At 39.3% G+C, this 13,023-nt stretch carries 14 protein-coding genes; 7 read left to right on the top strand and 7 right to left on the bottom strand.

The features are described from left to right. Positions 1–13: 13 nt before the first annotated feature. Positions 14–1,246 (bottom strand): CCA tRNA nucleotidyltransferase, encoded by a 1,233-nt coding sequence (locus V6C71_11940; GenBank protein ID HEY9769186.1) that lies wholly within the window; start codon positions 1,244–1,246, stop codon positions 14–16. A gap of 84 nt (positions 1,247–1,330) precedes the next feature. On the opposite strand from V6C71_11940, the gene V6C71_11935 reads away from it, so the two are divergent. Then, on the top strand, positions 1,331–1,579 hold the full coding sequence (locus V6C71_11935) for a Ycf34 family protein (GenBank protein HEY9769185.1): 249 nt from the start codon (positions 1,331–1,333) through the stop codon (positions 1,577–1,579). A gap of 123 nt (positions 1,580–1,702) precedes the next feature. Continuing rightward, positions 1,703–2,332 (top strand): DedA family protein, encoded by a 630-nt coding sequence (locus tag V6C71_11930; protein HEY9769184.1) that lies wholly within the window; start codon positions 1,703–1,705, stop codon positions 2,330–2,332. Positions 2,333–2,608: 276 nt separating this feature from the next. Here V6C71_11930 and V6C71_11925 read toward each other — a convergent pair whose 3' ends face one another. Next, positions 2,609–2,839 (bottom strand): FHA domain-containing protein, encoded by a 231-nt coding sequence (locus V6C71_11925; GenBank protein HEY9769183.1) that lies wholly within the window; start codon positions 2,837–2,839, stop codon positions 2,609–2,611. A 340-nt stretch (positions 2,840–3,179) separates the two neighbouring features. Continuing rightward, entirely contained in the window at positions 3,180–3,506 is a 327-nt protein-coding gene (locus tag V6C71_11920) for a phasin family protein (protein ID HEY9769182.1), read from the bottom strand. Between the two features lie 86 nt (positions 3,507–3,592). On the opposite strand from V6C71_11920, the gene V6C71_11915 reads away from it, so the two are divergent. Both V6C71_11915 and V6C71_11910 read left to right on the top strand, forming a co-directional pair. Continuing rightward, on the top strand, positions 3,593–3,910 hold the full coding sequence (locus V6C71_11915; GenBank protein HEY9769181.1) for a TIGR03792 family protein: 318 nt from the start codon (positions 3,593–3,595) through the stop codon (positions 3,908–3,910). A 97-nt stretch (positions 3,911–4,007) separates the two neighbouring features. Further along, entirely contained in the window at positions 4,008–4,370 is a 363-nt protein-coding gene (locus V6C71_11910; GenBank protein HEY9769180.1) for a hypothetical protein, read from the top strand. Positions 4,371–4,386: 16 nt separating this feature from the next. Here the strand turns inward: V6C71_11910 and V6C71_11905 are convergent, their stop codons facing one another. Then, a complete protein-coding gene (locus tag V6C71_11905) occupies positions 4,387–5,619 on the bottom strand; it encodes a TetR/AcrR family transcriptional regulator (protein ID HEY9769179.1) in 1,233 nt (410 codons plus the stop codon). Positions 5,620–6,021: 402 nt separating this feature from the next. Here V6C71_11905 and V6C71_11900 point away from each other — a divergent pair, with 402 nt between their 5' ends. Further along, positions 6,022–6,864, top strand: coding sequence for a fatty acid desaturase (locus V6C71_11900; protein ID HEY9769178.1), 843 nt, complete (start codon positions 6,022–6,024; stop codon positions 6,862–6,864). A gap of 86 nt (positions 6,865–6,950) precedes the next feature. On the opposite strand, the gene hemW is transcribed toward V6C71_11900, so the two are convergent. Continuing rightward, on the bottom strand, positions 6,951–8,213 hold the full coding sequence (gene hemW / locus V6C71_11895; protein ID HEY9769177.1) for a radical SAM family heme chaperone HemW: 1,263 nt from the start codon (positions 8,211–8,213) through the stop codon (positions 6,951–6,953). 232 nt (positions 8,214–8,445) lie between these two features. Here hemW and V6C71_11890 point away from each other — a divergent pair, with 232 nt between their 5' ends. Both V6C71_11890 and V6C71_11885 read left to right on the top strand, forming a co-directional pair. Then, entirely contained in the window at positions 8,446–9,543 is a 1,098-nt protein-coding gene (locus V6C71_11890; protein ID HEY9769176.1) for a PIN/TRAM domain-containing protein, read from the top strand. A gap of 1,231 nt (positions 9,544–10,774) precedes the next feature. Continuing rightward, positions 10,775–11,791, top strand: coding sequence for an AEC family transporter (locus V6C71_11885; GenBank protein ID HEY9769175.1), 1,017 nt, complete (start codon positions 10,775–10,777; stop codon positions 11,789–11,791). A 533-nt stretch (positions 11,792–12,324) separates the two neighbouring features. Here V6C71_11885 and V6C71_11880 read toward each other — a convergent pair. Next, positions 12,325–12,483, bottom strand: coding sequence for a DUF1902 domain-containing protein (locus tag V6C71_11880; protein HEY9769174.1), 159 nt, complete (start codon positions 12,481–12,483; stop codon positions 12,325–12,327). A 320-nt stretch (positions 12,484–12,803) separates the two neighbouring features. Then, positions 12,804–13,023: hypothetical protein (locus tag V6C71_11875; protein HEY9769173.1), on the bottom strand; the 220-nt coding region annotated here is incomplete at its 5' end.

Below are 13,023 nucleotides of genomic sequence, written 5' to 3'. Positions count from 1 at the left end.
TTTTGCCCGAAGTTTACTCTGATCTATCAGATTGCAAGACAGAGCTAGCAAAGTCTATAGCCTGTTGCGATGTAAAGATTTTTGCTTCGATCTGGGCTATTTGGATTTGTGTCAGCAGTTTACCGATGACGGGGGAAGGTTTAAGGTTTAATTCGCGGATTAAATCGTTACCTGTGACTAAACATTTTGGGTGAGCAATTCGATCCAGCGGATCTAAATAACGTTGAATCAGAGGAGTGATAATTTTTAAAGATACTCCCATGGCGATCGCTCTAGCTATCAAAACAGGAAAAATATCCTTGACTTCTAAAAACCAAAAGTACTGTTCCCGCAGGCTCATGGAATTAGTCAGCTGCTGCAATTGTGGTAAGTACTTGACCGTCTTAGTTACAGCTTTGATTTGAGCGCGAGCATATTTCAGTTTAGTCAATTCGATTTCCGCTGTGTTGGGGTCAAGAGAAACTAGAGTGGCTAATTTAGCCAGGATAGATAATTCAGGCAGCTCCAAACCAGACTCAAAACAATATTTAATGCCTTTGGCAACATTATCCAACTGCTTTATTTTTACCCGCTCAAGATCGATATTTGGCAGCCAAAACTTGAGCAAACCATCTTCGATAGCTGCTACTAGCCATTTATTCCCCTGGGGTGCAGTAAAGATATAGTTTAATTCTGCTTGAACTCTCTCGGCAGCAATGGTCTTTAATAAGGCAGCGCGATCGCTAATTGTGGCTCTTGTCTCGGCTTCAATGGTAAAGTTTAGCTGTGCTGCCTGACGATATGCCCGAAGCAATCTTAACGGATCGTCCTCAAGGTTTTCAGCAGAAACCATGCGCAAGCTACCTTTGGCTAAATCTTCTAATCCTCCCAAGGGATCGACTAACTTTTGTGTTTGAATATTATAGGCGATCGCATTAATAGTAAAATCTCGTCGAGCTAAATCTGTTTCTAAGCTCGATCCTTCTTGTCGAGCTAAATCTAGCGTACCTTGCGCAAACACCACCCTAGCAATTTCTCTTGCCTCATCTAAAACCACGAAACCACCCTTATATTGATTAGCAATCCCTTTGGCAGTCGCGATCGCTTTTTTGGGCAGCACAAAGTCTAAATCTAGAGGAACTTTATTACGCTGCAATAAGGCATCTCGTACTGAACCTCCCACCAAATAAGCAGTAGACGGCAATTGATTCAAATCGCAGGGAAAATTGACCTGCGCTAAATATGACTTTATTTGTGCTACATCCATCTAAACTTATTTAACTAAACTTATCCATTCGGTTGCGGTCTGAGCTAGATTAACAATTAAAGCATGAAGTTCAGTTAGAAAAATATGTGTATCTGTATTAACTGCCACTATGTTGACCGCTGCGAAACTTATAATGCGGTGGAGACTCAGCACCAACAACCCCATCTGACCGAAAATCCTACCTTTGAGCCAACCGAACCCAGCATTAACGTCAATATTCGGACACAAGGCGAGACTATTGAAATGGAATGGGATGTAGTCGGCTGTCAAAGCTTTGTTCAAGAAACGGGAAAATGGTCAAAACTGCGTCCAGGCGAAGCTGTTCCAACCTAAAATTTAACTTAAAATTGCCGCTAAATTATGTTGTTAAACTTTCCTTAAATAATCCTTGTATTGACACTCTTGCGTCATCCGCGTCAAGATAAAGAAAATCATTAATCGTGGTTAAGGCGCTGGATGTCGATTGAGCTATTTACTTTAGATACCTTAGAAGAACTTGCACGCCTTTACGGATACTGGGCAGTGTTTTTGGGGATTGCCATCGAAAATATGGGAATTCCTTTGCCTGGAGAAACTATTGTAATTGTAGGCGGTTTTTTGTCGGGAAGTGGCGAATTAAACTACTGGTTAGTTTTGAGTAGCGCGATCGCTGGCGCAGTTTTAGGAGATAATTTTGGTTACTGGGTTGGTCGAGTCGGTGGTTGGCAGCTTTTGGTGAAAATTGGGCGTATTTTTCGCCTTCAAGAGCAACAGTTAGAGCAAGCTAAAGATCGCTACAGTCAAAATGCTGTTCAAGCTGTCTTTTTTGGTCGCTTTGTTACTTTACTCAGAATATTTGCCGGCCCTTTGGCTGGTATTACCAAAATGCCCTATAAGCAATTTTTGCTTTGTAATTTTGGTGGTGCTGCGGTCTGGTCAACCACTATTGTCAGTATTGCTTTTTTCTTGGGAAAAGCAGTTTCTTTAGAGCAAATTGTGAGCTGGTTTACTCAAGTTGGCGTAGCTTCTCTGTTAATAGTAATTTTGCTGGTATTAGCTCCATTTATCTGGCAGTATGGACCCAAGAAGTTGCTATCAAAAGACTAACCCTGCTGGAGAAAAATTTTGTTGCTGATTTTTGACTTTTTGAAAGTCAGAATAGACCAAGACGCAGTTATTTTAGGACGGGATTATACGAAACTACACGGGTATTAGGAATGGATATATGTTGGTGATGGGTGGCGGCACTAATGTTAAAAATATCAAGTTCGCTCCCATTTGATTGCCAAGGTTTGAGAGTAAGTAAACATATACAGAGCTTACTATAGCAACTTTGTCTCCCCTTCATTAATTAAAGTAGGTCTTGACTTTATGGACTGTTGGTTATGTTATCCTTTTTCGATCTGAATCCGAGCGAGCTTGATTTGATTCAGATTTAAGATTAATATTAATCAAAATTTTCGGGTCAGCATTAGCCAGACAAAATATCATTCCATCGATCGCTTTAGTCTGCTCGACGCGTTTACCGTCAATAAAAGTACCATTAGCACCCACATTAATCACTTCCCAGTCTTCTCCTGACTTTCTAATTTCAACATGATAGCGAGATACTATAGCGCTGAGGAGAAATACATCATTGTCGGTCGCACGGCCAATTTTGATAGTTGGTTCATCATTAAATGTCCAGCTTTGAACCGCTACTAATTGAAGAGGATGTAAATAAAGTTAATGTAATCACAGATTCGTCCTTTAAAAGGGATATGGTCTAGAATCCATAAGAATTCAATTCTTACTAAGATATAGATTTAGAGCCTTGTTTTTATTTAGCCTGTCGTACTTTAATGAGGAAAATACAAACATCATCAAATTTGTAGTCTCAATACTAGCCGATGGCAACAATTGTGTCCCTTTTTTAGTCAATCATGCTAAAAATACTGCTCAATCAGGCAGCTTGCTAACGCCAATTTTTATTTTCTAGATCTCTTAATTGACGTTCCAAGCGATCGATCCGTCCTCGTAGTTCATCCATTTCTGCCTGACGGGGGACTCCTAAATCTTGCAGCATATTTTTCATTTGCCGCTCAGCTTGCTGTTTGACGCTGCCTGATTCTGTATTAAGCTGAGACATAAAATCGTCTACAAAAGATTTTGCTTGCTCGGGATTAATTTTGCCATCTTTTACCCACTCGTCACTAACCTCTCTAATTTTCTCCGCCACCAAAGAAGTTGTGCCTACACCTAACATTAATAGCTGTCTTAACCAGTCGTTGCGATTGTCCATTATCTTGTTTCCTCAAATTTATTTACTATGCTATTAGATCGTAGAATATTTCAATATAAATATTATCGATCTTTTTGCAGAATTGTATGGTTATTGAATGGCTTAAATTTAGGGTAGATTCAAAATCGCGAGAACAGTTTATTCAAAAAGATGAGGCAATTTGGACGGCTTCTCTAGCGACTTATCCTGGATTCTTGGGTAAAGAAGTTTGGATTGACCCCTTAGCACCAGAACGAGTAATTTTTACAATCCGTTGGCAAACTCGCGAACAATGGAAGTCTATCCCTGCCAAAGATTTGGCTGCTATAGAACAAAAATTTTCTGCCATCATGAGAGAAATGAACATCAACTATAAAATGACCGAAAGTAAAGAATTTCAAATTCGTAAATTTCCCGCCAAATAACGATCGCTGAGGCTTTGCGTAGTAATCAGTTAGCAATATTTCGCTACTTGCTACTTGCTACTTAATCATTTATCCCTTATCTCTAATTCTTTCCGTAATGCCTAACTGTCCTAAGTGTAAACAATCTGTAGATTCTCAGGCAGTAACTTGTCCTCACTGTAAAAATCTTTTAAAAGCTTTTGGTCATCCCAGTATTCCCCTGTATCAGTCTGAAGATGAGACTTGGTTATGCGATCGCTGTACCTATCACCTGGATGACACCTGTAATTTTCCTCAACGCCCCTATGCTAAAAGCTGTATTTTATTTCACGATTCCGCAACTCCTTTGGTAGCAAAAATAGATACTCCTGCGAGTCAACTGGGTTGGACAGGAATAAAAAACTGGCTGTATCGCAATCGAGGAATAATTGCGATCGCTCTACTAATATTAGTCAGCATTGTTATTACGGTAAGTTTCTAGTTGAATTCATTAAAAATCAAGCTTTCTTATCAAGACGCGCTGCTAATTCTAATGCTGCTTTGTTTCTTGCTCTTTGAGCATATTGCTCTAGATGCTTAACATTTATTCCGCTGAGAATACTTAAGTCTTCTAATTCTATGCCTCGCATCAACATCTCTACACACCAAGTTTTTCTAGCTTGTTCTATTACAGGAGTCTCTCCTTGAGGAGTTAACAGATCTGCGGTTAAATTTTGCCAAGTAGTTTGTAGTTCGGCTGCGGTGATAGCGTTGCTTGCTTCATTGATAAAAATCGCTGGCTGCTCATCCTTGCGACTTTTCAACCATTGAATTAAAGGATTGGTACTGGTTGAGCCATAACGAAAACCCATCACCCAATGATTTAGGGGTACTTGTCGCTCTGCGCCATAATTGATCTGTAGAATATGCTGGTGTGGTTCGACTACTGAATGCAATCGCTCTAGGTGTAAAACTTCTGTGGCAGATAGCCCCGCCCCAAACAACACGTAAATTAGAGCATATTCCTGTTTGCCTGTTTTTTTGGCTTTGCGAAACAGCGATCGCACCAGGCTGGCTGGCAAATCAGCTACTTCTTCTGGCTTAACCTTGATAATACTAGTTTCGCTAACTTGAAGCTGGCTGTTTAATGAGGTGAAAGAACCTTGTAAAAACAAAGTTACTATGCTCTCTAACAAATCATCTTGCTCAGACCAATAAGTATAATCCTCGGTACTCGATTCAATGACAAAATAGCCGATTAGTAAGAAATTAAACAGGTTAACTATCTGTTCGGGACTTAAATTACTCTCCAAATTTTCTGCTGCGATCGCTTGTTCTAAATATTCTGCTACATAGCGATTAGCTTCACTCAACCCTTTGCCCAACGCCATTCTATTTTCTCTAGGATAGTTACCTGCTTCGCCCACAATAGAACGAACTAAATCTGGGGCTTTATTTAGGGTACGCAGACTTTCTCGAGCATATTCTCGCAAAAAATCGGCGACATTATCTTTGGCATTGGCTTGCTCAACTAAAGCATGAACTAGCTTGGCAAATACTGCCGAATCCTGGATCACTGCCAAAAGTAAGCGGTACTTGTTGCCAAAATTACGAAACAGCGTGACTTCGTTAACCCGAGCGCGTTCGGCAACAGCTTTGGTGGTTGTTTCGGTCACTCCCCTTTCGGCAAATAAATCTAGGGCAGCTTCAATCAAACGCGCTTTGGTGGACTTTCGGGGGGGAATAGACATAAAAATTGACTCGATATTTAGGCAAAATAAGCAAGACGTTATGGGAAAAATCGGCAAATACCTAACCAATGATAGATAAGCAACTGATAGTTTTAGATGTTTAATTTTATTGATGCCGAGTTGCCGAAATAGGACTAATTTCAACTATTTATCTCTATTTTAGTTGTACGGATCTTTTCTTCGTTTACATCTTTGTCTACAAGTTTAAACCGAAATAATGTAAGTACCGCTTGCAGAAAAAATTAATAGTTGCTACACTTTGAATATGTAAGCGACACTTGCAAAACCTAGTTAATAACTTTGATATAGGCTGAGTAGGAGTCCTACAGAGTACGCCAAGCGCGTAGTTGCTAAAGCTCTAAGGCTTTATAACTTCAAAATATTTATAGGACAAGTTAGTAAATGACACAGCAATTAATTGCTTCCAAGAGCCAGACATCGGCTCAACCAGAAGAAAAGTTAAAGCCAAGCTGGCTAAATATTTTCGTCTTCGGAGCTGTTCACTTAATCGCTTTGAGTGCGCCTTGGTTTTTTTCTTGGTCTGCCTTGGGAGTAGCAGTTTTTCTCCACTGGCTAACGGGCAGTATTGGCATCTGTTTGGCATACCACCGCATCTTGACTCACCGCAGTTTAGAAGTTCCCAAATGGCTAGAACGCATTTTAGTTACCTGTGGCGCACTAGCACTACAAGGTGGTCCAATCTTCTGGGTAGCAGGACATAGCCTGCATCATGCTCATACCGAAGATAACGATCGCGATCCTCATTCGGCGAAAAAAGGTTTTTGGTGGAGTCATATGGGCTGGTTGGTATACGCGGAAAACAAGTACTTCGACTATGACCAGTACAAAAAATATGCACCCCGCACCGACAGAGATCCTTACTACCGTTGGTTAAACAAGAACTTTATCTTACTTCAGGTAGTTCTTGGCTTCGTTCTGCTAGCCTTGGGCGGTTGGTCTTGGGTTATTTATGGTATCTTCGTCCGTACCGCAACATTATGGCACTGTACTTGGTTCGTCAACTCCGCAACACACTTCTGGGGTTACAAAAACTTTGAATGTGACGACGGTTCGCTTAACCTCTGGTGGGTTGGTATCCTAGCTTACGGTGAAGGCTGGCACAATAATCACCACTATAATCCTCGCGTCGCTAAAGCTGGTCAACGTTGGTGGGAAATAGATGCTACCTGGGGAGCAATTCAAGTATTGCGTGCTTTGGGTTTGGCAAAGAAAGTCGTAATGTAGTTTTTAGCTCAAAGGTTAATCAGATTAGGCGATCGCTTTAGTTAAGGCGATCGCCTTGGTGTATTTATTTCCAGGCGGAGTAGCGTTTACTCTAGCTTTTCAAACAAACTAGACAGGATGGTATTAGAAAAGAGAAATCCTTCAGGATCGTTCAAAAGTAATCTTCCAGATAGATTATTTATCGAGTCTCGATTCTTTAAATCAAGTAGATTTCCCTCACGATCTACTACCTCTACCCATCCTTGATCGCAGTAAGGCTTTAAACATGACCAAATAACCTCTAGAGTATGCTGACTAAACTGGGATAGATCGATACCTGAGGCTAAACGCAAACCTAACATTAAAGTTTCAAGTAGATAATCTGTAGCAGATATTTCTGGCGTATCAATAATTGCTCCAGCTTCTAGCCAAGCGTAATATTCTCGGCGAGTGCGGGGACGACTAAATCTTTTCTGTGCTACATAGCTGGCTGCACCCATACCAAAACCGTAATAAGGTTGATTCTCCCAATACACTCGGTTGTGGCGACATTGATAGCCTGCTCGCGCGTAATTAGATACTTCGTAGTGTTCGTATCCCGCAGCCGTCAAAGTTTTTTGAGTGAGCCGATACATCTGGGCAGTATCATCATCATTAGGTAGAGGTGTTTTTCCTGGCTGATATTGTTTGCCAAAGGCAGTAACGGGTTCTAGTACTAAGTCGTAGCAAGACAAATGCTTCGGCGCGATCGCGATCGCCTGTTCTAAAGAAGTCTGACAGTGTTCTAGGGTTTGATGGGGTAAGCCTGAAATCAGATCCAAGCTGAAATTATCTATTCCTAATTGTTTGATAACATCTACCGCCTGCATCACATCAGCCAGAGTGTGAGATCTACCGCACACTTTTAGTAATGACTCATCAAAAGTTTGTACCCCCAGGCTAAATCTATTTACTCCCGCGTCCAAGTATCCCAGTAGCCGATCGCGATCAAAAGTACCTGGATCGATTTCCATCGAAATCTCAGCCTGATTAGCAATTCCCAAATGTAAGGCGATCGCCTGAATAATTTGCTCTAATTGTTGAGGAGATAATAATGAAGGTGTACCACCGCCAAAAAAAACCGTATTCACAGGCTGTGGGCTGGATGATGCTAATTCAATATCCTTAATTAAAGCAGCAATATAGTCTTCAATCATCTTAGATGACGATTGTGCGCGATCGCCCACTACCGAAATGGGAAAATCGCAATAATAGCAACGGCGACGACAAAAAGGAATATGTATATAAGCCGCCTGAGGAATTGCTAGAACAGAATCGACTACCAAATGGGCAGAAAAATGAGAATTAATTAAAGATATATTTTTAGTCATTGCTAAATATTCCAACACCTAAACAATTGTGTTGAGTATGATTTATCGGCGCAAATTTATGATGTTAATTGGCGGTAAAAATGTACCTATATCTGAATTATAGAGACTAATTTTAGTCATCAAATTTTTTTGGGTAATATTAAGAACTCCCAGAGATTTTTTACACTATCATCGAGAATTTACTACAGTAAAGAAGAAATATATTTAAATATCATTTTATTCAACTAAAACAATGGTTGATGCCATCATAATTATCATTTGCATTATCGCAGCCGTAAACATCGGGTTTGATGGGTTACAGCTGCTACCTAACGATATCCTCGAAGGCGTATCTAATATCGAAGCCTTGCGCTTTGTAATTGCTGGATTCGCTACCATTATTGGTTTGGGTGTTGGAGTGGCGGTACAGACTACCTATCGTCGCTTAGAAAATCAGATCCGTAATACTAAGATTGAGATTATCATCACTAGAGCGATCGGATTAGTGATGGGTTTACTAGTAGCTAACCTGATGTTAGCCCCAGTTTTTTTATTGCCTATCCCCAAAGAACTGAGCTTTTTTAAACCAACCTTTGCCGTATTAGGAAGTATTATGTTTTCTTATTTGGGCATTAGTTTAGCTGATGCTCATGGACGAACTTTTTTGCGACTAATTAATCCTAATAGTATTGAATCCATGCTGGTGGCAGAAGGGACGTTAGAGGCTATGCCAACTAAAATTCTTGATACTAGCTGTATTATTGACGGCAGAGTTGAAGAACTGCTCAAAACTGGATTTTTAGAAGGGCAAATTTTAATTCCTCAGTTTGTGCTTCAAGAATTACAAAACTTAGCAGACGCTAGCAATTCTCAAAAGCGAATTCGCGGGAGAAGAGGCTTAGACATTTTGAACCAGATGCAGCAAGATTATCCTAATCGCATTGTCATCAACAAAGCAGATTATGAAGAAATTGATACCGTAGATGCCAAGCTGGTAAGTTTAGCCCAAGAAATTAGCGGTACTTTATTAACTAATGACTACAATTTAAGCAAGGTGGCAAATCTGCAAAAAGTCCAAATTCTGAATATTAACGATCTGGCGCGATCGCTTCGACCCATTTACCTTCCTGGTGACAATTTAGAGGTGAAGATTCTCAAACAGGGTAAAGAACCCGAACAGGGAATTGGTTATCTGGATGATGGCACAATGGTGGTAGTAGAGCAAGGAAGTGGAAGCGTTGGCGGAGAAATTCAGGTAATAGTTACATCTTCTCTGCAAACATCCGCAGGTAGAATGATTTTTGCCAAACCCTACTCGGAATCGGAAAACTATTCTAATGCCGTGGGTTAATTAAATCAATATTTAATTCTGCTGATATAAAGTTGTTGAGTTAGATAGAAATAAGAGCAATCGCTTTTAAGTAGAGCGATCGCTTTTATTTTTTAAATTAATTTAATGCAGACATGAGCTAAACGCATTAGACTAGCTCCAAACTATAAAAAGCGATCGCCTCCAAAACTCCAGGATCTAAGGTTTACTCCAGCATAACCATTACAAACTGTTCGCCATATGTGCCAATATGTGTAATTTTGAACAATATTGAGAATTTGAAAACTATCAGAACCTATTCACCAAGATTCTGATAGTAACGCACCTATTTAAACATTTTTAAACATTTAATAAGTCTATCAATTCAGACAAAGTTTAAATACTAACTATTGGCAGTGCGAATTTTGGTTACTAGTCATCCATATTACCATTAAATATAATTTTTTAAGATTAGAACATAATACATTAAACGCAAAAAAATAGATACAGTTATTGGAAAAATTGAGCTATTTTAAGATCAGGAACAAGAAGTAAATAGAATACTTAGTAATAAATACTTACTAAAAATACCATCTTGAAAATTTGTGAGTTAACCTATTTGACAAAATAGTATTTGGTCTAAATAATGTATGCTCGTTGCCAATTAATACTTGATTGTTGTTATCTAATTTAAATATGCTTAATATTTTTTTACAAATACTGAGAATTATCGGGAAAGTTATTAGTTGACACTCCACTGCCTAAAAGGCGAGGGGATTCTTGATTCATCCCTGGATAACAAGAGACAAAATATTTATTTCCCCGCCAGAGCCTGATCCACAAGCTTTTTACTACCGTTTTAGGTAGCCTGTTCCTGACAGCCCGTCGCTATATGCGAAGCGGTATGCTAAAGCCCTAAAGGATTCCCTTCGGTCACACTAGCCCTAAAGGATTAGCGCCTGGAGGCGCGTCCTTCGCGTCGTCCTAAAGGACAGCGAAGAATTTCTTCTAACTTTGTGGCTTAAAGATTTTACCTATTCAAGCACTCCTGAACAGAACCCTATATCGCTAGTTTTCAAAGTACTGATTAGAAACGTGATTTTTGTTTCTGTAATTATTATACAACAGCTAGAACCCTTGGTACGTGAAGATCGTGCGTCGAAAGTGCTTGCATCCATAACATTAGGGTGTAAACACAATCGGCTCTTTTGCCGAGGTTTTAAACCCATCTATTAAATGATAATTTGTTGCTATATTTTTGTTAGGAGAGCAAATGCTGATTATCTTGCAGAGTGTATTATGGTCAGTTGTTGGAGTAATAATCTACCGAGAGCGAATAGTTAACGCTAACATCTCTAAACTTCTAAGTCTCTCACTTTACTGGCTTGGCGTACCCCTACAAATTTTTTTCTTAGCACGGAAATCTAATTTTGAGCAGATAGCCTGGCTGCCGCCTATTGTTACAGTACTGGTGCTGTTGTTAGGTTTGGCATTAGCTTTGTCTATCTTGCGTTCATTTAAAGAATTATGCGTTAAAGATCACCCTCAAGTATTGGCATCGAGTCAGTCACAAAGTTCTTCGGTTAAAGTTAAATCGGCTTTCTCAGCAACCCGCAGAATCGAGCAAATACCGCTACCAATAACCAATACTGGGATAGGCAGTTTTATTCTTGCCTCTATTTTAGGCAATACAGGCTTTGTCGGTTTAGCTTTAATACCGCCTTTGGTCGATCAAAACTATTGGAGCTGGATTGTTTTATATGCAGTTGCTCACAATATTTTAGGCAGCTATGGGTTAGGGGTGCTAGTAGCAGATCAGTATAGTCATTTTGAGACTCAAAGTAATTGGTTAGATCAACTACAAAAGCTGTTGTTCTTGCCTTCTCTATGGGCATTTGCTTATGGCTATACTAGTCGAAATTTGCCTCTACCCGATCTAATTGAGACAGCTCTTTCGCAAGCGGTTTTATTAGTCGTGCCTGGAGCTTTCATTTTAATTGGAATGCAATTGAGTAAACTTCAGCAATGGCAAAATTTGCGCTGGGGAATTTTTCCTGCCATCATCAAGATGATTATTTTACCTGGTATGACTGGAATACTATTAACCTGTTTTGGTATAAAAGGAGATAGTTGTTTGGTATTAGTGCTAATGTCTGGTATGCCTACTGCTTTTGCCAGTTTGATTTTAGCCGAAGTATATAATTTGAATCAAAATGTGGCAGCCAGTAGCATTTTGCTCAGCACTGTATCTTTGCCGATAATTCTTTCATTGTGGCTGACTATTTTTTAGTAACCGTACTGTTATAACTAACTTGGGTGGTGTTCGATTTGCCACCAAGCCAAATCAAAATCAAATCGCGTAGCGTAGCCATGCCGTAGGCTTATCGCAACTGGCATTAGTAACTTTGTTCTGATTAGTCATTAATACAGAGGTATTTAAAAGTGTGCATCAATATAGATGGTTTTTTGATGTATGTTCCAGGATTAATTATATTCATTGGTCGTATTGGGTTAAAAATTAAGCTTTGAAAAAATCCTCTACTTGAACTTGAGCTTGTTTCAAAATATATCTTAAAGTTCCTTCTCTAATTTCTCTGTGATGCGGAATTACAGTTCTTAAATTGGTAACTGGATTAATCCAAATTTCATGGCCGCCCTTACTAAAACGATAAAATTAAAACCCAAGTTGACGCATTTTTCGAGTTACCTCTCGATAAGAAAAACCTGCTAATCTACCCATTAAACCTCAATAATTAAAGGGTATTCAAACTGTTGTGGCATTACTTGAAAATTTGTTGTTACATTTTCTTGCTGACGATCAAGTTATAGAAGGTGATGAGCAAGATCTTCTGCTATAGCTACTGCTTCTTCTACTGTATTGCCTTCGGCAACTAATCCCTGTATATCATCACTAGTGGCAACAAAATATTCTTGTCCTTGTTCTTCAAATCGTTCAATTTTAAGTTTAACAATCGTTTTCATAATTTCTGATTTGTGGTCGGGAGACTTCCTTTTAAATTTTATTATCTCACTTAAACTAATTCAATTTGGGTAGTGTTGCAAAAAGAGGAGAAAAAGTAAAAAAGTAAAGAAAGAACTTAAAATCCTCTAATTAATCCTCTTTTTTACACAGCTATCTCAAATAAAGAGTGAATGAAATCTATTTGCCCTAAAATATCATTTCGTCTCAATTACTCTCCAAGAATTTGCTCTAGCAGCAGGAATATACGTATCTCAGTCGCAACCAAACAAAAGCTCTCTAAACAATCCAGTTAGTAAATTTCTGGCTTTGCTTTCTACTTCTACAACTCAAACAAATAAGATCGATTTTTCCTTTCCGTTTCCCAAAATGCGATCGCCTGCTTATTATGTAAATCGGCCCTCTGTACGGGACAAAAAAGAAAAAAAAGACTGGCAAAAGTAGAGAAGAAAAAGGTTTGATTAAAAGTAACTATATGCGAAGCGGTATGCCACGGCACTAGCTTCGCGTCGTCCTTTAGGACACTCCAATCGAACCCTATG

The organism is Coleofasciculaceae cyanobacterium, assembly GCA_036703275.1.
Classification (GTDB): Bacteria; Cyanobacteriota; Cyanobacteriia; order Cyanobacteriales; family Xenococcaceae; genus Waterburya.
Note: the sequence above shows the minus strand (reverse complement) of the source record. Positions and strands in the feature narration are given on the sequence as shown.

Excerpts from the sequence above, each read along its gene's own strand:
- V6C71_11940 (HEY9769186.1), bottom strand. The coding sequence starts at position 1,246 with ATGGATGTAGCACAAATAAAGTCATATTTAGCGCAGGTCAATTTTCCC.
- V6C71_11935 (HEY9769185.1), top strand. The coding sequence starts at position 1,331 with ATGTGTATCTGTATTAACTGCCACTATGTTGACCGCTGCGAAACTTAT.
- V6C71_11930 (HEY9769184.1), top strand. The coding sequence starts at position 1,703 with ATGTCGATTGAGCTATTTACTTTAGATACCTTAGAAGAACTTGCACGC.
- V6C71_11920 (HEY9769182.1), bottom strand. The coding sequence starts at position 3,506 with ATGGACAATCGCAACGACTGGTTAAGACAGCTATTAATGTTAGGTGTA.
- V6C71_11915 (HEY9769181.1), top strand. The coding sequence starts at position 3,593 with ATGGTTATTGAATGGCTTAAATTTAGGGTAGATTCAAAATCGCGAGAA.
- V6C71_11910 (HEY9769180.1), top strand. The coding sequence starts at position 4,008 with ATGCCTAACTGTCCTAAGTGTAAACAATCTGTAGATTCTCAGGCAGTA.
- V6C71_11905 (HEY9769179.1), bottom strand. The coding sequence starts at position 5,619 with ATGTCTATTCCCCCCCGAAAGTCCACCAAAGCGCGTTTGATTGAAGCT.
- V6C71_11900 (HEY9769178.1), top strand. The coding sequence starts at position 6,022 with ATGACACAGCAATTAATTGCTTCCAAGAGCCAGACATCGGCTCAACCA.
- hemW (HEY9769177.1), bottom strand. The coding sequence starts at position 8,213 with ATGACTAAAAATATATCTTTAATTAATTCTCATTTTTCTGCCCATTTG.
- V6C71_11890 (HEY9769176.1), top strand. The coding sequence starts at position 8,446 with ATGGTTGATGCCATCATAATTATCATTTGCATTATCGCAGCCGTAAAC.
- V6C71_11885 (HEY9769175.1), top strand. The coding sequence starts at position 10,775 with ATGCTGATTATCTTGCAGAGTGTATTATGGTCAGTTGTTGGAGTAATA.
- V6C71_11880 (HEY9769174.1), bottom strand. The coding sequence starts at position 12,483 with ATGAAAACGATTGTTAAACTTAAAATTGAACGATTTGAAGAACAAGGA.